This is a genomic window from Kitasatospora sp. NPDC088160, from assembly GCF_044741445.1.
Lineage (GTDB): Bacteria > Actinomycetota > Actinomycetes > Streptomycetales > Streptomycetaceae > Kitasatospora.
Genome location: NZ_JBIUSS010000003.1, coordinates 291588 through 311064 on the forward strand (window position 1 = coordinate 291588; position 19477 = coordinate 311064).

A 19477-nucleotide genomic window follows, 5' to 3' on the forward strand; every position below is an offset into this window, starting at 1 on the left:
CCCGCCGCCACCGGCGGTCCGCGCTTCCACTCCTCCACTCCGCCGATCCGCTCACCGCCCGTCCTCTCACCGTCCGTCCTCGTTCGTCGGCTGACGAGTGCCCTACGATCGACCGAATGAGCACAGCAGGACGGACTACGGCCACGGACGGGGCGCCGCAGCCCGCCACCCTCGCTCCACTGTCAGGGCCTGGACAACAGCCGTGGAACCGGCAGCGGCTCCGGAGCAACAACGAGTGGCTCCTGCTGGAGCGGCTGCGCCGGCACGGCCCGCTCTCCCGGGCCCAACTCGCCCGCGACACCGGGCTGTCCAAGCCGACCGTCTCCACCGCGCTGGCCACCCTCGAACTCGCCGGACTCGCCCGCGAGGCCGGCCGGTTCGCCCCCGAGCGCGGCCGCACCGCCGTCCTGTACGAGACCGACCCGGCCGCCGGGCACGTCCTCGGGCTCGACATCGGCCGGGCCCGGCTGCGGGTCGCCGTCGCCGACCTGTCCGGATGCGTCGTCGCCCGCCGCGACCTGCCCAACCGCGGCCGCTCGGCCAACGCCGTCGCCGACGCCGTCGTCGCGGCCGCCCGCGAGGCCATCGCCGAGGCGGGCCTGCCCGGCACCGCCGTCGCCCACACCGTGGCCGGCACGCCCGGGGTCTGGGACGAGCGCAGACGCAGTGTCAGACTCGCCGCCAGCCTGCCCGGCTGGGGCCGCCCCGGCCTGTTCGACCGAATAGCCGACGGCCTGGGCACCACCGTCACCGTCGCCAACGACGCCAACCTCGCCGCCGTCGGCGAGTACACCTACGGCGCGGGCGCGGGCAGCCGGCTCTTCGTCTACCTGCTGGTCGGCACCGGACTCGGCCTGGGTGTGGTCAAGGACGGCGAACTGCTGACGGGGGCGCACGGCGCGGCCGGCGAACTCGGGCTGCTGCGCCTGCCGGGCTGCACCTCCACCACCAACACCAACACCGGCACCACCCTGGAGGAGACCGTCTCCGCCGACGCCGTGGTGCGCACCGCCCTCGACCTCGGGATGCGGCGGCCGCTCACCGCCGAGAAGGTGTTCACCCGGGCCCGGCTCGGCGAGCCCGCCGCGGTCGAGGCCGTCCGGCAGGAGGTGGACCGCCTGGGCTACGTCCTCGCCGTCGTCGCCGCGCTGCTCGACCCGGACGTGGTCGTCCTCGGCGGCGGCATCGGGCGCAGCGCCGACCTGCTGCTGCGCCCGCTGGAGCAGGCCCTGTACGAACGCTCCCCGCTGCGGCCCCGGCTGGAGCCGAGCCGGCTCGGCCAGGACGCCGTCCTGCTGGGCGCCGTCGCCACCGCCCTGGAGGCGGCCCGCCCCGAGGTCTTCGAGCGGCGCACGGCCCCCGTCCCGGGCTGACGGCCCCCCGGTCCGTCAGGTGCGGGCGGACAGGGCGGCGTCCAGCAGTACGCGGGCGGCTGCCTTGGCATCGGCGGCGGCGCTCGGGTCGCCGTGCACGGCGGCGGTGGTCATGGCCCCCTCGGCGAGCAGCGCCAGCTGGGCGGCGGTGGCGGGCGGGGCGCCGGCGGCCTCGGCCAGGCAGACGAGGTAGGCGTTGAACTCCTCCTTGTGCTGCCGGGCGGTCGCCGCGACCGCCGGTGAGACGGCGCCCAGCTCGCCGAAGGAGTTGACGAACGCGCAGCCCCGGAAGCCGGGTTCGGCGAACCAGCGACCGAGCCAGTCGAAGACGGCGAGCAGCTGGTCGCGCGGCGGCGTGGCGGCGCCGGCCACGTAGGCGGCGAGGTTCGCCCGCCAGCGCCCGTCCCGGCGCCGTAGGTACGCCTCGACCAGGTCGTCCTTGGACGGGAACTGCTGGTAGAGCCGGCGCATCGTCAGGCCGGAGGCCGCCCGGACGGCGTCCATGCCGACCGCCTGGATGCCCTGCCCGTAGAACAGCTCCTCGGCCGCGTCGAGGATCAGGCCTCGCGGGTCGTGCTGGTCCATCTGCCGTGCCCTTTGCGTGAGAACGATGGTTCTCCTAGGGTAGCCGCTACGGTGAGAACGACCGTTCTCGCCGTCGGCTCCGCCGCACCCGAGGAGACCCCGTGACCGAACAGCGCCCTCCCCTGCCCCCGTTCACCCCGGAGACCGCCCGACGGAAGGTCCGCGCCGCCGAGGACGCCTGGAACACCCGCGACCCCCACCGCGTCGCCCTCGCCTACACGCCCGACAGCCGGTGGCGCAACCGCACCGAGTTCCTCACCGGACGCGAGCAGATCGCCGACTTCCTCACCCGCAAGTGGCACCGCGAACTCGACTACCGCCTCGTCAAGGAGCTGTGGGCGCACGACGGCGACCGCATCGCCGTCCGGTTCGCCTACGAGTGGCACGACGACTCCGGCCAGTGGTACCGCTCCTACGGCAACGAGAACTGGGAGTTCGACCGCGACGGTCTGATGGCACACCGCCACGCCGCCATCAACGACCTGTCGATCACCGCCGCCGAACGTCTCTTCCACTGGCCGCTCGGCCGGCGCCCCGACGACCACCCCGGCCTCACCGCCCTCGGACTCTGACCCGGCATCAGGCTCCGCTCCCGGCAGGGCGGCCGGGTCGGCTGTTGTTCCACGACCGTGACACGGCTCGCACCGGCCGCTGAACTCCCCCTGGGATGCTCCTCCTCGAACGCGAACAGCACCCGAGGGGGACCTGGAAATGTCCGTGCGCAACAGATTCGGCACCACCGCCGCGCTCGCCGTGATGACCACCGTCGGCGCCGTCCTGCTCTCCGCCTGCGGCCCCGACAACGCCGGCTCGGACCCGACCGCCGCCCCCGGCAGCGCGGCGCCCGGCGCCACCGCTCCGGGGACCCCGGCCCCGGGCGGCTCCACCCACCCGAGCACCCCCACGCCGAGCACCCCCACGCCGGGTACCCCCACGCCGGGTGCCAAGGAGGTCAACGGCACCAGCGCCGCCAACCACCTGACCATCAGCACCGGCACCCGGGCCGTCGCGATGAACGGCACCACCGTCGACTTCGGCACCGTCGTCCGCGACCTCGCCTGGTCCCCCGACGGCAGGAGGGCGGCCTTCATCGACGGGAACGGCGACCTCGTCGTCGCCGACCCCGACGGCGGCGCGAAGGCCACCCTCGCCACGGCCCCCGGCGGCGAGACCTGGTCCCACCCCACCTGGCAGCACGCCGCGCAGGGCCCCAGCGACCTCCCCGAATCCGCCGAACGCTTCGACACCATCGTCTTCGCCGCCGCCAAGGGCGGCGTCCTGCGCCTGGAGAAGATCCCCACCAAGGCCGTCGGCGGCACCCCCGAGGTGCTCACCCCGCACACCTCCCTGGACGGCAACGCGAACATGCCGCAGCCGCCGCAGACCGGCAACACCTGGGCCGACGCCGGCGGCCGGCACGGCGAGATCGTCTACGCCAACACCCCCGCCGACGAGGTCTACCTCTACGACGACTACATCCGCCCCGCCACCCGCGACCTGGGCCAGGGCTCCCAGCCGGCCCTCTCCCCCGACGGCGAGCACGTCGTCTTCGTCCGCTCCGTCGACGGGCACGACCACCTGTTCACCCGCTCCAGCCGGATCGACCAGAAGGACGAGAAGGACCTCACCCCCGCCGCCGCCACCGACTACACCGAACCCGCGTGGTCCCCCGACGGCCGGACCATCGCGGCCCGCACCCCCGACGGCGTCAGCACCCTCCCCGCCGACGGCTCCGCCGCCCCGGCCCAGGTCTCCACCGTCAAGGGCCTCCCCGCCTACCGGCCGTGAGCCCCCGGGATCGGGCAGCGTGATCGACGGACGTGGCCCGTTGAACCCGGGCGGCCCGATCATCCGTCCTTCACAAGGGGCTTGAGAAATCGCCCGCACGGGTTCGGGCCGGCGCACCGCGGGCGTCAGGCCTACGCAAGGGATGCGTATGGATCGAGACAAAATGGCACTGATCGGCTGACCGGAATGCCATATTTTGTCCCGCCCATCACAGAACTCGCAAGGAGAGCACGTGCGTTCGACGAAGAAGCTGTCGGCCCTGGCCGCAGGCATGAGTGCCGTGGCCGTCCTGGGTCTGGCGGGGCCCGCGATGGCCGACGGCTCGTACGACCCGGCCCAGGAGAACTGCAACGCCGCCAACGCGGTGACTCCCGGCTCGACCAGCCTGGTGTGGTGCATCCAGGCGGCGCAGCACACCTCGGAGGTCAAGAACCGGGCCCGCGGCGAGTTCGTCCAGGACACGCTCGACATGCTGATCAAGGCGACCGGCGGCAGCTACAACATCATGGTCTTCAACATCAAGGGCGACAACGCCTTCGGAGACCCCTGGTACGTCCACAACTACGAGCAGAGCTTCCAGAACGTCGCCTTCACGTACGACGTCGACTACCACGACAAGACCTCGCGCGAGGACCAGACCTACCGGATCTGGGTCTTCTCCGGCGGCGGCAGCTTCGCCAACGGCTTCGACGGCGGCTGGGGCAACTGGGGGTTCTACGGCCTCTTCAACCGGACCACCCGCGAGCACACCTGGACGTACCCGAGGGGCACGGGCAGCGCCGGCCAGCGCTACAACCACACCGACGGCGTCGTGAACTTCTCCCCGATGGCGTTCCCCGGCGTGCCGAGGGACCCGGGCACTCCCGCGCCGGGCGGGCTGCCGGCCACCCAGATCGTCCCCGCGATGCCACAGGACCCCGGCACGCCGTACGACCCCGGGGTGCCCGCCACGCCGGCCAGGCCTCCGCACACCGGCAAGCCCGGTGAGCCGGCCGAGCCCGGCACCAAGCCCGGCACCGGCACCCCCACCGGCTCCGGCCGGCCCGCGCTCAACACACCCGTGCACCTGCGGACCGTCAACAACCTCGGCGCCGTTGCCACCGGCTCCGGCGAGGGCGCCTCGGTGATCGCCGGGAAGCCGGGCGACGCGGGCGGCACCTGGACGTTCCGCGACGCGGGCGGCGGCCGCTACCGGATCACCAACGCACTCGGGCGGGACCTCACCGAGAACACCGGCACCTACTTCGCCAACACCAAGGGGTGGAAGGGCTCTTCGGAGCAGAAGTGGGAGGTGAAGAACGTCTCGGGCGACCGGTACGTGATCCGGATCAGCGACCAGGACTGCCTGACCTACCACGAGGACGACAAGGAGCTCGGGGTGTGGACCTGCGACGGCTCCGCCGAGCAGCAGTGGACCATCACCCGCTAGCCATGGCGCCGTCCCGCCCGCCGCACGGGCGGCGGGCGGGACGGCGGGTGCCTTCGGCCGGGCAGGGCCCAGCGGAACAGGCCCAGTGGACGGTCCCAGCGGACGGGCCCCACGGAACAGGCCTGGCGGAAAGGCCTAGCGGAACAGCCGGTCGCCGCTGTTGGCCATGCGGTGGGTGCCGCTGTGGCGGTTCACCCAGTCACGGACGAGGTTGATGGCATTGGCGCACTGCCAGCTGTTGTCGTACTCGCGCACGCCGGTGAAGGCGCCGTAGCCCGCGATGATGCCGTCCACACCCGCATCGCCGAGCAGCTTGTCGACGTACCACGGGTCGTTGTAGGTGGTCGTCCAGGACAGCGTGGCCGCGAGCCGCCCGGCGGCGCGGTCCCCGGCCCCCTTCTTCAGCTCCGCACACGTGTTGTAGGTGGCCTCCGTACAGTTGCCGAAGCCCTTGGTGATGTCGGAGTCGCCGTAGTCCATCGCCCGGTGACCGGCCGGGAATCCGGAACCGGACCGGTTGAAGGCGCCCTGGACCTGGTCGCGGGTACCGGTGGACGTGATGCCCTCCAGCGGGCCGAGCCTGCCTTCCAGGCTCTGCCAACCCCTGCCGCCGACGTCCGGGGTGTTGCCGCCGTGGTACTCGAAGAAGCCGTAGAGGACCTGGATCCCGGCTGCCGTCAGCCGCTGCGCCTTGTCGCGCAGTCCGGCGACGCTGCACGTGCGGTTGGGCTGCTCCCCGCAGTAGTTCGGGTCCTTGATGTCCAGCCAGACCAGCGACAGCCGGCGTCCGGCGTTGGCGTTGGAGAGGATGCGGTCGATCATGCTGTCGAAGCTGGGGCCCAGTCGGTTCTCACCGGCCGAGGAACAGTCGTGGTAGGCACGCCATTCGTTCGGGTTCCACCAGGCGCAGACGTCGATCTCGATGGCGTTGGCGCCGTGGCCGAGCGCGGCGTCCACCCCGTCCAGGGTGTCGACCCGGTGCGCGATGGCGTAGATCGCGTGACGCGAATCGGCCGCCGCCGCAGGGGTCGTACCGAGCGCGGTGAGGCCGACGATCCCGCACAGTGCCGCCAGCAGCGCCAGCACCTTCCGCGCGCCGGTGCCGTGCCTGAGGTGAGTGGTCAAGAAACGTACTCCTCGATGTCGGTGCCCTGAAGCCGTCGCCGATGGACGGCCGCCCCCGATCCAGGACTGGTCATGTCCGCCTCAGTCTGACACTGGTTCGTGGCCGGTACGGGGCGAACCGCGCAAATCCTCCGCTAAAGTCCGTCGCGCGAGGCCAACTCGGCCCGGAGCGCGGGCACATGCTCGTCGGCGGACTCGTGCGGCAGGAACTCGACCGGGTCCAGGAAGCGGAACAGCACCCGGCTCCCGGTGACGGCGAACTCGTAGTCGCCGAACCCGACCACCGCCCCCGTGCCGCCCCGCACCGCCCCGCGGACGGCGGCCGCCGTCAGCTCGTCCACGCCGCCGGGCGCCGTCGCCCGGCGCCGGGCGTTCGGCCGGGCCAGGTACGGGCACACCATCGCCGCGTAGAGCATGCAGGCCCGGTGGCCAGGCCCCTCCATCGTCGGCGCGAGGTTGCGGTACGGCCGCCCCTCGGCGAGCGCGGCCGCGATCGCCGCGCTCTCCGCCGCTCCGACCACGCGCCACACGGGGCCCCGGGCCATGAACCCCCCGCACACCGAACAGAGGCGCTCCAGCGCGCAGTTCGCGCTGCGCTCGTGGTCGGTCAACGCGAACTGCGGCTCGCCGCCCCGCCACGGCGTGATCGCCGGCACCGGATAGCCCCGGACGTCCCGGGGCCGCTCCCCCACCCGCTCCGGCATCGGCACCGCATCGAATCGCACGCCCCCATCCTCGCCGCCCCCCGCGCCGCTGTCGACCTCCGACGCGGCAGCCGCCCCGCGCGGCGGGCGCGGGGCGGCCGGTGGTCCGGGGGCGACTCCTGGTGGATCGTCCGAACGGCGGGCCAGGACCTAGTTCCAGATCCCGGTGATGTCACCGGCGTTGGCCGCGTTGCCCGCGTGGGTGGTGGCGCCGGCGAGGTCCTCCAGGGTCCGCAGCACGTTGTAGTGGTTGTAGGTCGCGGCGGAGGTGCTGCCGGGTGTGACGTGGGCGCCGTAGAAGACGGTCGGGATGCGGTTGCCCGCGAGCCGGTTGTCCTCGTCGAAGGTGACCACGAGCAGGCTGTTGTGGCTCTTGGCCCAGGTGGCGTAGGCGCCGAGGTTGTTCTTGATCCAGGTGTCGCCGGTGCCGACCGAGCAGTCGTGCATGTCGCTGCAGAGGTTCGGCACGACGAAGGAGACGTTCGGCAGGGTGGTGTAGTCGGTCGGGAACTGGGCGAAGGTCCTGGCCGAGTTCAGCGGGACGTTGCCGAAGCCGAACCAGGGGTTGTGCTTCTGCGCGTACTTGCCGCTGCTGCACGCGGTGCTGCCCTGCGCGGGCAGGGTCTCGTTGTAACTGGCCCAGGTCCTGCCGGCGGCGGTGACCTCGGAGGCCAGGTTGGGGCCCTGGAGGGCGCCGACGGAGACGCAGCTGTCGTCGGTGACGCCCTGGGTGGAGCCGGAGAACAGGGCGTAGTAGTTCGGCTGGCTGGGGTGGGTGATGCCGAACGACTGGGTGAGGTTGGCGCCGCCGGTGGCCAGGGAGTTGAGGTAGGGGGCGCTGCTGCTGCCGACGACCTGGCTGTAGGCGTGGTTCTCCATCACCACGACGACGATGTGGTCGGGCGCGGGCAGGGCGGCGGCCTGCGCGGTGGAGGCGGTGGCGGCCCAGAGGCCGGCGGAGGCCGCGACCAGGGCTGCCACCGAGCCGAGGGCGGTGGCGGTGCGACGGGAGCCGGGCTTGGTGGACGAAGTCATGACAATTCCTCGGGTAGGGAGCGGCCCGGGCGCGGACGCTCGATCAGGCCCGCGCGACGAACCGTTCTAGTACGGCGTGCCGTTGGCGAAGTCGCGGGCGACGGTGGACTCGACGGTGGTCAGCACGCCGGGGTCGGTGGTGATCAGGCCCAGCTCGCGGTTGTTGTTCAGCGAGTTGTCGGAGAAGTTCTCCGAACCGGCGAACACCTTGGCCGAGGGCGTGCCGTAGTCGGCGACGATCGCCTTGGCGTGGATGTACAGGCCCGTGGTCGAGGAGTAGGTGACCACCTGGCCGCCGGCCGTGACCACCTGGTCGAAGTAGCTGCTGTAGGACGAGGGGTTCATGCCCACCACCCGCACGGTGACGCCCCGGCCGGCGGCCGCGGCGACCGCGTCCACCAGGGCCTGGTCGCCGAACTCCAGCTGCTCCAGGTCCAGCGTGTGCTGCGCGCCGTTGATCAGGTCCAGCAGGCGGGCCTGCGAGTCGGTGGGCGACCAGACCAGGTTGTCGCCGTCGGAGGGGGTGATCGAGGTCTGGGCGTAGTCGGCGGCGAAGACCTGCTCGATCGCGGCGACGTCGTTGGCGTCGGTGTCGACGACGCCGTAGTCGCGGCTGCTGGAGTAGTAGGTGGAGTCCAGGTTCCCGGTCAGGATCAGGGACTTGGCGCCGTCCACGGTGACGGTCTTCTGGTGGGTGTAGACGAACGTGGAGGAGGAGTACGTCACCCCGACGCCGGCGGCCCGCAGGGCCGAGTAGGCGGCGCCGTTGACCGAGGTGTGCCGGCCGTCGAGGATCACCCGGACGGTGAGGCCGGCCCGCTGGCGGCCGATCAGGGCGTTGACGGCGGTGGTGTCGCGCAGCTCGTACATGGTCACGTCGACCGAGTGGGTGGCCGAGTTGATGAGGTCGTAGACGACGCCGTGGTCCCGGTCCGGGAACACGATCGGCGTGTACGTGGCGGCGGTGGCGGCCTGGGCGGTGCCGGACAGCGGTATCAGGCCGGCGGCGGCGAGCAGCAGCGCGCCGGCCCGGCGCGCGGAGGTGGCCAGGGGCATGCGGAACTCCACGATCGATGAGGGGGAAGGCCTGGGCGAAGGTGCGGGAGCACGCGCGAGGCGCCCGAACAGCATCGGGTGGATCGGTCGACGCGGGTAGACGACAGCAGGTAAAACCTTGACCCCGGGTCGGGAAACGGATGGTGCGGCCGATCGGGTTCACTTTGCCAGCCGCAGGCCCCTCCGGTGATAGTGGATCTTCGAGGACGTGGCCGGACGCCGCGTCAGCCGAGTGAGAGAACAGAGGATCATGGCGAAGATCAGCCTTCTGCGTCCGCTCGCGGTGGCGGCCGCGGGTGTCGTCCTGCTGGCGACCGGAGCCGCGCACGCCGTGGCCGCCGACCAGGGCACCACCGGCGCGCCCACCCCGGACACGGCCGCGGTGCGCGCCGCCCTCCAGGCGACCACCGACGCGGGCGCCCCGGGCGCCTTCGCGGTGATCCGCGACCACGGCGACGCCGAGTCCACCCGGTCGCTGGCCGTCGGCAAGGCCGATCTGGACGGCACCCCGATGAACTCCTCGTGGAGGTTCCGGGTCGGCAGCAACAGCAAGATGTTCAACGCCGTTCTCGTGATGCAGCTGGCGGAGCAGGGCCTGATCGACCTCGACAAGCCGCTGCGCGACTACCTGCCGGCCGGCACCCTGCCGGACACCTGGACCATGACGGGCCGCCAGGTCATGGAGCACCGCGCCGGGATCTACGACCACACCAACGACCTTCTGGAGCAGGCCGGCGAGGAGACCACCAGCGCCTTCGAGGCGCGCATCCGCACCAACGTGTACGCGCCGCGCGACCTGGTGGCGATGTCCGTCAAGCACGGCCAGCAGTACACGCCCGGGAGCCGGTACTCCTACTCCAACACCGACTTCGTCCTGATGGGCCTCGCGGTCGAGCACCTCACCGGCCGCCCCTACGAGGACGTCCTGCGCGAGCGGATCATCGAGCCGCTGGGCCTGAGCAAGACCTCCTTCGTCGTGCCCGACCAGGAGATCCAGGGCGCGCACGTCACCGGTTACCTCACCAACGACGACCGCACCAAGCCGCTGCTGGACTCCACCGCGCAGACCGGCTCCTGGGTGTGGACGGCCGGCGCGGTCATCTCCGACGCCGCGGACCTCGACCACTTCCTCACCGCGCTGATGGCGGGCAGCTCCGGCGGGCTGGTCTCGGACGACTCGCTGAAGCAGATGACGGCCGCCCTGGCCACCCCCACCGCCAAGATCAGCTACGGCCTCGGGCTGCGCCGCATCTCGCTGTCCTGCGGTGACGTGTACGGCCACGGCGGCATCGTCCAGGGCTTCCAGACCCAGTCGTTCGCCACCCCGGACGGCAAGCGCTCCGTCGTCGTGTTCGCCAACGCCTCCAACAACGGCTCCGTGACGCAGGGCCTGATGAACGCGCTGGAGCCGGCCTTCTGCGGCAAGAAGCCGACCGTCGCGCCGCGGACCTCGTTCGCCCCGAGCGCCTTCGCCGAGAACCACACGCTGCCGGTGGTCGAGGACACCCGGATCTGACCGTCCCGCACAGTCCGCCGCTCACGCGCCCGCACGGCCCACCCGCCGTGCGGGCGTGCGCGTTTCGCCCGCCACCGGGCTTCCCGCCTCACCCCGTCCGGCGCCGCCCCTGCCGGGGGCCGTCCGCGCTGAGGTCGGTGAGCGCCTCGGTGAGGAGTTCGCGGGCCTCCTCGGCGCGGCCCTGCTCGATCAGGGCGGTGCCGAGCTCGGTGAGGGTCTTGGTCATGCTGTCCGGCCGGCCGATCTCCTCGTAGTGGGTCAGGGCCTGCCGGTAGGCCTTCTCGGCCGCCGGCCAGCGCCCCAGCGCGGCGCGGTCCAGGCCGAGTTCGTGTGCCGTCATGGCCGCCGCCAGGTGCATCAGCGGCGAGGACCAGCGCTCCACCAGCTCCAACGCGCCGGCCAGCGCGCGCCGGCGGGACTCCACCGCCTCCTCGGCCCGGCCCGAGTCGCGCAGGCAGTTGGCCGCGCCGCGCAGCGTGACCAGCCGGCCGATCCAGCCGGAGCGGCTGTTGACGGCGGCGAAGGTGTCCGCGGCCCGGTGGTAGGCGTCGATGGCCTCCCGGTGCCGGTGCAGGTGCCGAAGGCCTGCCGCGAGGTAGGTCAGCGCCCAGCCCTCCTGCTCGCGGGCGCCGATCCGGCGAGCCAGTTCCAGCCCCTCGTTGGCCAGGTCGATGCCGCGCTGGTAGCGGTGCAGGCAGGTGACGTACGTCCACGCCAGGTAGTTGACGTGGACGGCCTCGGCCAGCTGGTCGCCGCAGGCGCGGGCCGCGTCGACCGACAGTTGGAAGACCTCGGCCCAGATGTCCCAGCTCAGCAGCCGGTCGGAGAACCAGTGCATGGCCTCGGCGGTGTCGATCACCTCCCGGTGCCGGCCGGCGGCGAAGGCCTGGTGGAGGGCGGCCAGCCACTCCGGGTGCTCCTCCTCCAGCCAGCGCGCCGCCTCGGTGAGCGGCACCGGGGGGCCGGTCCGGTCCGCGTCGGCGTCGGGATCGGTGTCGGGGTCCGCCGTCGCGTGGTCCGGGTCGAACCGAAGGCCGTACTCGGCGGCCCGGTTCAGCAGCCAGTCACCGGCCCCTGCCCGGGCCCGCGCCACCGCCTCGGGGCCCTCGTCGGCGCCGAGCCGCTCGCCCGCGTAGAGCCGGACCAGGTCGTGCAGCCGATAGCGCTCCGGGGTGGCGAGTTGCACCAGCCCGGCGTCGATCAGCTGCTCCAGGACGAGTTCGGTCCGGCCGACCGGCAGGCCCGCGTAGGCGGCGGCGACGGCGGCGGTGAAGTCGTGCCCGGCGGTCAGTGCCGAGCGGCGCAGCACCAGCTGGGATTCGGCCGGCAGCCGCCGGTAGGACAGCGCGAAGGCCGGACGGACGGCCAGGTCCCCGGTCTCCAGCAGGTCCAACCGGTGCTCCTCGGCGGCCAGTTGGCGCACCAGATGACTGACCGGCTGCTGCGGGCGGGCCACCAGCCGCTGCCCGGCGATGCGCAGCGCGAGCGGCAGGTAGCCGCAGAGCCGGGCCAGTTCGGCGGTGGCGTCGGGCGCCGCGTCGATCCGCTCGCGGCCGGCGATCCGGGCCAGCAGGTCGGCGGCCTCGCCCGGGGCCAGGGCGTCCAGCCGCAGGCGGAGCACCGACTCCAGTCCGGGCAGGGTGTTGCGGCTGGTCACCAGGGTCACGGCGGGCCCGGAGCCGGGCAGCAGCGGGCGCACCTGGCTCTCGTCGGCGGCGTTGTCCAGGACCAGGACGAGCCGGCGCTCGCGCACCAGGGCCCGGTAGAGGCCGGCCCGCTCCTCCGTCCCGGCGGGCACCGCGTTGTCGGCGACGCCCAGGGCGCGCAGCACCTGGCCGAGCGCGTCGCGGGCGGAGAGCGGGGTGGCGGCCATGCCGCCGAGGTCGAGCGAGAGCTGCCCGTCGGGGAAGGAGGGGGCCAGGGTGTGGGCGGCGTGCAGGGCGAAGGCGGTCTTGCCCAGGCCGGGCTGACCGCTGATCAGCACCACCCGGGGGTGGGCGGGTCGGTCGTCCCCGGCCAGCTCGGCCAGCAGGGCGAGGGCGTTCTCGCGGGCGGTGAAGTCGGCGATGTCGCGGGGCAGCGCGAGGGCGCCCGGCACGAGCGGGACGGGGGGCACGGCGTCCCCGGTCTCGGCCGGTCCGGCGGGGGCCGGGGCGGGAGCGGCCGGCCCGCGGGTGGGGGCGGCGGCCGGCACCGGCCTGGTCCCCCGGGGGCGGCCGCACTGAGCGGCGCGGTCCAGCGCGGCGGTTTGCGGGGCGTCCAGGCCCAGCGTCTCGGCCAGGGCCCGGACGGTGCGCCGCTGCGGCCCGCGGGTGCGGCCTCGCTCCATGTCACCGACGGCGCGCAGACTGACGCCGGCAGCCGCGGCGAGCTCCTCCTGGGTCAGGCCCGCCGCCACCCGGTGCCCGGCCAGCAGGCGGCCGAAGTCGCCGGCCCCCTCGGACTCCGTGCCCGCTCCCGTGCCGCTCACAGCCGTCATGTCCCGCCCCTGCTAGCGCCGTTACTTCTGCCAGGCGTTGTGCCTGATCGACCGTCCCAGGCAGAAGTATGCCCGGGCAGAAGTATGCCTCGCACCCAGCCCTTTCCCAGCATCGAGCGCCCAGCTCAGGCGCCGGGCACCCCGGTGCGGGCCGCGGCGTCCCACCTGCTGGTGGGACGGCCGCGCGTGCTGGTTCTGCCCATAGTTCCGCCTGTGGTTGTGCCGATCGGACGGGACGAGCAGGGCGAGCGGGACGAGCGGGACGGGCAGGGCGAGCGGGACGGGCAGGGCTGCTGCTGCGGCGGCGGCGGCGGGGCGGCGCACCGTCAGCGCTCCCCCGCCGCCAGGGCCCGGGCCGCCTGCCGTCTGGCGACGGCGCTCTCGGTGGTGCGGCCCAGTTCGCACAGCAGGTCAGCCAGCAGGCCGTGGGTGCGGGACTCCAGTCCGGTGTCGCCGACCGTGCGGCCCAGGGCGACGGCGAGTCGGGCCGTGGACAGGGCGGCGTCGCGGCGGCCGAGCGCGTGCAGGGCGCGGGCCCGGCTCTGGGTGGCGAGGACGGCCTCGGCGCCGGAGCGGGTGGTGGCGACCCGGACGGCCTCGTCGGCGTGGACCAGGGCCGGGCCGGGGGAGCCGGCCAGGACCAGCGCGTCGGCGAGGTCGGTGAGCGCGCGGACGAGCAGGCCGCCGACGGCCGGGGTGCGGGCTGCGCTCACCAGGTCGGTCATCAGCGGCAGGGCCTGGTCGTAGCGGCCGGCCCGCAGCAGCGCACCGGCCACCCGGGCACGGCATTGGTGGCGCAGCAGTTGGTCGCCGGCCCGGTCTGCGGCGGCCACGGCCCGTTCCAGTTGCTGGACGGCGGTGCGATGGGCGGCGCGGTCGACGTGCAGGACGGCGAGGTCGGTGGCCAGCCGGGCGACGGCCGCCTGGTCCGCGCAGCTGTGGGCGGCGCGCAGGCCGGCCTCGGTGACGGCGCGCCAGTGCGTCCGGTCGTGGCCGGTGGTCTCGTACAGCAGGCCTATCCGGTGGGCGAGTTGCCAGGATTCGGCGGTCCGGCCGAACTGCTCGGCGCAGACCACCACCGCGCGCAGGGCGCTCTCCTCCCGGCGGAACCAGGCGGCCGCCTCCGCCGGGGCCGCGCCGCCGCCCTCGGGCGTCCAGGCGGCGGTGGTGCAGCCGCCGGTGGTCCAGGCCGCGGTGACCGCGAGGTAGTGGGCGATCAGCCGGTCGAGGGCGACGAACCGGTCGTCGCAGGTGAGTTCGGCGGCCTGCCCGGCCGCGTAGCGCCGGACCAGCTCGCGCCGGGCGTAGCGGCCGGGCGTGGTCTCCTCCAGCAGGTGGACGGCGTCGAGGCGGGTCAGCAGGGTGCGGGTGGCGGCGGGCGGCAGATCGGCGAGCGCGGCGGCGGTGGCGGTGTCGATCACCGCGCCGGGGTGCAGGCCGAGCAGGGTGAACAGCCGGGCGGGGGCGGGCGGCAGAGTCCGGTAGGTGTGGTCCAGGGCGGTGGTGACACCGATCGGGCCGCGGTCGGTGCCGGCCAGGGTGGCGAGGCCGGTCTGCTCGTCGGCGAGTTCCGCGGCCAGGTCGCCCAGGGTCCAGCCGGGGCGGGCGGCCAGCCGGGCGGCGGCCAGCCGCAGGGCGAGCGGCAGGTGGTCGCAGGCCGCGGCGAGGTCGGCGGCCGCCTGCGGTTCGGCGGCGACCCGGGCCGGGCCGAGGGTCCGGGCGAGCAGTTCGGCCGCGTCCTCGGCGCCGAGCACGCCCAGCGGGAGCGGGATGCCGCCGTCGCGGACCAGCAGGTCGCGCAGCCGGCTGCGGCTGGTGACGACGACGACGGGGGTGCCGCGGGTGCCTGCGTCCCCGTCCCCGGCCCCGTTCCCGTCCGGGCCGTCCCCCGGCGGGGGCGGGTCGGGCAGCAGCGGGGCGAGCTGCTCGTACGAGCGCGCGTCGTCCAGCACGATCAGCAGCCGGCGGCCGGCCAGCAGTTCCCGGTAGCGCTGCTCCCGCTCCTCGGGCGAGGCGGGCAGGGCGCCCGCCGGCTCGCCGAGGGCGAGCAGGAACCCGGCCAGCACGTCGGCGGGTTCGCGGGGCCCGGCCGGGTCGAAGCCGCCCAGCTCGGCGTGCAGGACTCCGTCGGGGAAGTGCCCGGTGGACCGCTGCACCCAGTGCTGGACCAGGCTGGTCTTGCCGACCCCGGCCGGTCCGGTGACCAGGATCGGGTGGCCGGACCGGACGGCGGCGGCCAGGGCCTCGTCGAGCCGGGCGAATTCGGCCGACCGGCCGGTGAACCTGCGGTCCGGCGCACCACGCCTCGGAAGCCGGGCGGGTCTGGGCGGCGCGTCCCGCTCGGGGCCGTCCGCCGACCGTTCACCGGCGTGGCGCAGCTCCGGACCGGGCGGGCCGGAGAGCCGGGCCACCGCCCGGTCGTACCAGGCCGCCGCCTCGTCCCGGCGGCCGGCCTGGTCGAGGCAGCGGACCAGCCGCGCGACCAGCGTCTGCCGGGTCGGGTGGGCGGCCGCCGCCTCGGCCAGCTCGCCGGCCAGCTCGCCGCCGCGGCCGGCCCCGAGCAGGCCCTCGGCGAGCCGGTCCAGGGCGCGCAGCCGCAGGTCGGTGACGTGCGGCAGGGTGCGCTCGCGCAGCAGGACGGACCCGCAGTCGACGAGGGCCGGGCCGCGGAACAGGTCCAGGGCGGCGCGCAGCAGGGGCACGGCCGGATCGTGCGGCTCGGGCTCGGTGCTCCCGGCGGGCGCGGCCGGGGCGGGCCGCAGCACGCCCGCCCGGTCGCAGAGCCCGCGGAAGTGCAGCAGGTCCACCCGGTCGGGGTCGCCGGCCAGCAGGTAGCCGGCGCCACGGGTGCCCAGGGTGAGCCCGGGGCAGTCGAGCAGTTGGCGCAGGGCCGCGACGTGCCCCTGGAGCGCGGCGCGGGCGGTGGGGGGCGCGTCGCCGTCCCAGACCAGCTCGATCAGCTCGTCGGTGCCGACGGTCTGGTTGAGCCGGATGGCGAGGGTGCTCAGCAGCGCTCGGCGTTTGGGGGCCGAGGGTGTGACCGTCGTCCCGTCGTCCCGTCGTACGGCGACCGGCCCGAGCAGGTCGATGTGCATGCGGCCCTCTCCTCCCCTGTCGCCGATCGGATCCGCCGCCGACGACAACCTCCGGCGTCTTCCCGGCGTCGTCAGAGGATAGGCCTGGTCCGGTCACGTGCACGCGGCCGGATGGGGTCTGCTCGGATCTGGTGGATCTTGTCGGGTCGGACCCGGACCCGGCAAGATCCACAGGGCCCGGCATCGACGTCCGTTCCGCCGGGCGCCGCCACCCGGTGGCGCCCGGGGAGTGGGCGATCTGGCGCGAACAGGACACTTCAGGGCACTACACTGCTCCACCCCGGGGCACGCCCCGGACGTCAATGGGGCGGGGGGACGCCCTGCCCGTCGTGGGTGAAGTGGGGGTACTGGTGCGGATTCGGCTCCTCGGCCCGGTGGAGCTGCGGGCCGGGGCGGACGGCTTCGCCTCGCTGCCGGGGGCGCAGCGCAGGGCGATCCTGGCGCTGCTCGCGTTGCGGCTGGGCCGGGTGGTCGGGGTGGACGGCTTCTGCGAGCTGCTGTGGGGCGAGCGGCCGCCGGCCAGCGCCCGGGCCGCCCTACAGGGGCACGTGGCGGCGCTGCGCAAGGCGATCGCCGACACCCCGTTCGTGCTGCACACCCGTTCGTCCGGCTACCTGCTGGCCGGTCCGGCCGAGGAGGTGGACGCGCTGCGCTTCGAGGCGCTGACCGACCGGGCCGCCGAACAGGCCGGACTCGGCTGCGGCACGGCGGACGCGCAGGCGATCGCACTGCTGGAGCAGGCGTTGCGGCTGTGGCGCGGCGAGGCCCTGGCCGACCTGCCCGACACCGCCGCGCGCGCGGCCGTGGTCGACCAGCTGGAGCAGGCCCGCACCGCCGCCGTGCTCAGCTGGGCCGGGCTGCGGCTGCGCCAGGGCAGCGGGGTGGCGGCGGTGCCGGCCCTGGAGCAGCACGTGCGGACCGACGGGCTGCGCGAGGAGCTGGTGGCGCTGCTGATGCGCTGTCTGCACCAGGCCGGACGGCCGGCGGACGCGCTGTCCGCCTACCACCAGGCCCGGGTGCGGCTGGACCGCGAGCTGGGGATCCGGCCCGGCCCGGCGCTCCAGGCGGCGCTCGCCGAGGTGCTGTCCGGGGGCCGGGCCGAGCAGCCGGCCCCGGCCCGCTCGGCGGCCCCTCCGGCCGCGCCGCGGGTTCCCCGTCAACTCCCGCGCCGCCCGGTCGACTTCGTCGGCCGGGACAGCGAGGGCTGCTGGCTGGACGGCGAGTGCGGCCCGGACCGCGCCGGTGACGGCCTGGCCGTGGTGGTCGGACCGGCCGGGGCCGGCAAGAGCGCGCTGGTCACCGCCTGGGCGCACCGCCGCGCCCCGCACTTCCCGGACGGGCAGCTGTTCGCCGACCTGCGGGGCCTCGACCCGGCCGGCCCGGCCGACCCGGAGGCCGCCCTCGGCGGCTTCCTGCGGGCCCTCGGGGTCTCCGAGGGCGCCGTCCCCGAGGACCGGGACGACCGGGCCGCGCTCTACCGCGACCGGACCAGGGGGCGGCGCCTGCTGGTGGTCCTGGACGACGCCGCCGATGCCGACCAGGTCGCCGACCTGCTGCCGCAGGGGCCCGGCTGCGCCGCCGTGGTGACCAGCCGCGGCTCGCTGGAGGGGCTGGTGGCCGCCGACGGTGCGGCCCTGCTGCGCCTGCCCCCGCTGCCCCAGGACGACTCCCTGCGGCTGCTGGAGCGCGCGCTCGGCCCCGACCGGCTGCGGGCCGAACCGGCCGCCGCCACCGAACTGGCCGGGCTCTGCGACCACCTGCCGCTGGCGCTGCGGATCGCCGCGGCCCGGCTGGCCACCCGCCCGGACTGGACGATCGCCGAACTGGTCGCCGAACTCGCCGACGAGCAGACCAGACTGCCCGTCCTGGACGCCGACGGCGCGACCGGCGTCACCACCGAGCTCCTCCTGACGTACCGCCGCCTCTCCCCTGGCGCCGCCGAACTGCTCACCCTCCTGGCCGCCCACCCGGGCCGGGAGGTGGACACCCTGACCAGTGCGGCCGTGCTCGGCGCCGACCCGGCCACCGCCCGCCGGTCGCTCGGCGAACTCGCCGCCCACCACCTGCTCACCGGTGCGGCGCCCGGGCGCTACGGCCGCGCCGAGCTGGTCCGGCTGTTCAGCGCCGGGCTGCTCGCCGAGCAGCCCGAGCCGCGCCGACGCCTCGCCCGGGAGCGGCTGCTGGACTACTACCAGGCGGCGCTGCGGCAGGGCGGCGAGTTCATCGAGCCGGGCCAGGACGGTTTCGACACGCTCGTCCACCCCCCGCGGGCCCTGCCGCCGGCCGACGGCATCCGCGCCGCACTGGACTGGTTCCAGGCCGAGGAGCCCGCGATCCGCGCGCTGATCACCGGCACCGCCGACGACCCGGACCGGGTCTGGCGGCTGGCCCAGGCCGCCGGCCCGCTGTACTACGGCTCCAGCCGGTTCACCGACTGGCTGGGCTGCCTGCGCGCGGGCGTCCGGGAGGCCGAGCGGTGCGGCGACGAGCTGGCCGCCGCCCAGTTGCACGGCGCCCGGGCGAACGCGCTGCTCGGGCTGGAACGCCGCCAGGAGGCGGCCGAGGCCGCGCGCCGGGCGGTGGCCGCTGGCGAGGCCGCGACCGGGCCCGCGGGCCGCGCCGCGTACGCCCGCGCGCTCGCCACCCAGTCGCTGATCACCGCGATCCTGGGCAGCGCGACCGAGGCCGCCCGGCTGGCGTCCGGCTCGGCCGCGCTGGCCGTGGAGTCCGGCGACCCCCGGCCGCTGGCCGTCGCCCTGGTCCACCACAGCTGGGTGAGCCTGCTGGCCGGGGACCGGCAGGGCGCGCTGCGGCAGGCCCGGGAGGCCAGGGAGCTGCTGCCCGCCCGCCCGGTCACCTCGATCCACCTGTGGTCGATGCTGACCGAGGCGCACACCCTGCCCCCGCACGGGCGCAGCGAGACCGTCGACCTGGCCTGGCACCGGCTGCTGGCCGGCTGCGAGGAAGCGGGCCTGCTCTACCTCCAGGCCATCGCCGAACAGTCGCACGCCGCCTACCTGCTGAGCCGGGGCCGTGAACTGGAGGCCCTGGACCGGCTGCGTTCGGCGCTCGACCGCTTCCGCAGCCACGATCGACTGGCCGGGGTGCAGAGCGAGTTCACCACCAGCCTGGAGGAGTCGCTGAACTCGCGCGCGCCACACCGGCACTGACCGGCTCCCCGTGGCGGGCCCCCCGGGGCCGGGGGGGCGCCCCCGGGGGGCGGGGGGCGGGGCGGCGGGCACGGGGCGCGGGGGGCGGGGGGCCCCCGGGCGGGGGGCGGGGGGGGGCGGGC

13 protein-coding genes are annotated in these 19477 nt (G+C 74.9%); 6 read left to right on the forward strand and 7 right to left on the reverse strand.

Annotated elements, in window-relative coordinates:
- Positions 1-116 precede the first annotated feature (116 nt).
- Complete coding sequence (locus ACIOGZ_RS06110; protein ID WP_400985045.1) at positions 117-1373, forward strand: ROK family protein; 1257 nt, start codon at positions 117-119, stop codon at positions 1371-1373.
- 15 nt (positions 1374-1388) lie between these two features.
- On the opposite strand, the gene ACIOGZ_RS06115 is transcribed toward ACIOGZ_RS06110, so the two are convergent.
- Positions 1389-1958 (reverse strand): TetR/AcrR family transcriptional regulator, encoded by a 570-nt coding sequence (locus ACIOGZ_RS06115; protein ID WP_363586491.1) that lies wholly within the window; start codon positions 1956-1958, stop codon positions 1389-1391.
- A 101-nt stretch (positions 1959-2059) separates the two neighbouring features.
- Here ACIOGZ_RS06115 and ACIOGZ_RS06120 point away from each other — a divergent pair, with 101 nt between their 5' ends.
- The 3 genes from ACIOGZ_RS06120 (at position 2060) to ACIOGZ_RS06130 (ending at position 5175) form a co-directional block, all read left to right on the forward strand.
- Positions 2060-2530, forward strand: a complete 471-nt coding sequence (locus ACIOGZ_RS06120) for a nuclear transport factor 2 family protein (RefSeq protein ID WP_363586492.1) — start codon at positions 2060-2062, stop codon at positions 2528-2530.
- Between the two features lie 139 nt (positions 2531-2669).
- Positions 2670-3746 (forward strand): hypothetical protein, encoded by a 1077-nt coding sequence (locus ACIOGZ_RS06125; RefSeq protein ID WP_363586493.1) that lies wholly within the window; start codon positions 2670-2672, stop codon positions 3744-3746.
- Between the two features lie 232 nt (positions 3747-3978).
- Positions 3979-5175 (forward strand): hypothetical protein, encoded by a 1197-nt coding sequence (locus ACIOGZ_RS06130; protein ID WP_363586494.1) that lies wholly within the window; start codon positions 3979-3981, stop codon positions 5173-5175.
- A gap of 135 nt (positions 5176-5310) precedes the next feature.
- On the opposite strand, the gene ACIOGZ_RS06135 is transcribed toward ACIOGZ_RS06130, so the two are convergent.
- The 4 genes from ACIOGZ_RS06135 to ACIOGZ_RS06150 form a co-directional block, all read right to left on the reverse strand.
- The gene (locus ACIOGZ_RS06135) at positions 5311-6300 is read right to left on the reverse strand and encodes a phospholipase (protein ID WP_363589482.1); all 990 of its coding nucleotides are present in this window, start codon (positions 6298-6300) and stop codon (positions 5311-5313) included.
- 134 nt (positions 6301-6434) lie between these two features.
- Entirely contained in the window at positions 6435-7025 is a 591-nt protein-coding gene (locus ACIOGZ_RS06140) for a hypothetical protein (RefSeq protein ID WP_363589480.1), read from the reverse strand.
- A 129-nt stretch (positions 7026-7154) separates the two neighbouring features.
- A complete protein-coding gene (locus ACIOGZ_RS06145; RefSeq protein WP_363630467.1) occupies positions 7155-8039 on the reverse strand; it encodes an alkaline phosphatase family protein in 885 nt (294 codons plus the stop codon).
- A gap of 66 nt (positions 8040-8105) precedes the next feature.
- Positions 8106-9095, reverse strand: coding sequence for a phospholipase D-like domain-containing protein (locus tag ACIOGZ_RS06150; RefSeq protein ID WP_400985048.1), 990 nt, complete (start codon positions 9093-9095; stop codon positions 8106-8108).
- A 250-nt stretch (positions 9096-9345) separates the two neighbouring features.
- Here ACIOGZ_RS06150 and ACIOGZ_RS06155 point away from each other — a divergent pair, with 250 nt between their 5' ends.
- Positions 9346-10611, forward strand: coding sequence for a serine hydrolase domain-containing protein (locus ACIOGZ_RS06155; RefSeq protein ID WP_363589474.1), 1266 nt, complete (start codon positions 9346-9348; stop codon positions 10609-10611).
- An 88-nt stretch (positions 10612-10699) separates the two neighbouring features.
- Here ACIOGZ_RS06155 and ACIOGZ_RS06160 read toward each other — a convergent pair whose 3' ends face one another.
- On the reverse strand, positions 10700-13090 hold the full coding sequence (locus ACIOGZ_RS06160) for an ATP-binding protein (RefSeq protein ID WP_400985049.1): 2391 nt from the start codon (positions 13088-13090) through the stop codon (positions 10700-10702).
- A 326-nt stretch (positions 13091-13416) separates the two neighbouring features.
- Positions 13417-16185, reverse strand: a complete 2769-nt coding sequence (locus tag ACIOGZ_RS06165; protein ID WP_400985051.1) for a BTAD domain-containing putative transcriptional regulator — start codon at positions 16183-16185, stop codon at positions 13417-13419.
- Positions 16186-16535: 350 nt separating this feature from the next.
- Between ACIOGZ_RS06165 and ACIOGZ_RS06170 the strand changes: the two genes are divergently transcribed.
- Positions 16536-19355, forward strand: a complete 2820-nt coding sequence (locus ACIOGZ_RS06170; RefSeq protein WP_363589469.1) for an AfsR/SARP family transcriptional regulator — start codon at positions 16536-16538, stop codon at positions 19353-19355.
- Positions 19356-19477: the final 122 nt, after the last annotated feature.

What these genes read in the sequence shown, in the direction of transcription:
- ACIOGZ_RS06110 (WP_400985045.1), top strand. Translation starts at nt 117, where the DNA reads ATGAGCACAGCAGGACGGACTACGGCCACGGACGGGGCGCCGCAGCCC.
- ACIOGZ_RS06115 (WP_363586491.1), bottom strand. Translation starts at nt 1,958, where the DNA reads ATGGACCAGCACGACCCGCGAGGCCTGATCCTCGACGCGGCCGAGGAG.
- ACIOGZ_RS06125 (WP_363586493.1), top strand. Translation starts at nt 2,670, where the DNA reads ATGTCCGTGCGCAACAGATTCGGCACCACCGCCGCGCTCGCCGTGATG.
- ACIOGZ_RS06145 (WP_363630467.1), bottom strand. Translation starts at nt 8,039, where the DNA reads ATGACTTCGTCCACCAAGCCCGGCTCCCGTCGCACCGCCACCGCCCTC.
- ACIOGZ_RS06150 (WP_400985048.1), bottom strand. Translation starts at nt 9,095, where the DNA reads ATGCCCCTGGCCACCTCCGCGCGCCGGGCCGGCGCGCTGCTGCTCGCC.
- ACIOGZ_RS06155 (WP_363589474.1), top strand. Translation starts at nt 9,346, where the DNA reads ATGGCGAAGATCAGCCTTCTGCGTCCGCTCGCGGTGGCGGCCGCGGGT.
- ACIOGZ_RS06160 (WP_400985049.1), bottom strand. Translation starts at nt 13,090, where the DNA reads ATGACGGCTGTGAGCGGCACGGGAGCGGGCACGGAGTCCGAGGGGGCC.
- ACIOGZ_RS06165 (WP_400985051.1), bottom strand. Translation starts at nt 16,185, where the DNA reads ATGCACATCGACCTGCTCGGGCCGGTCGCCGTACGACGGGACGACGGG.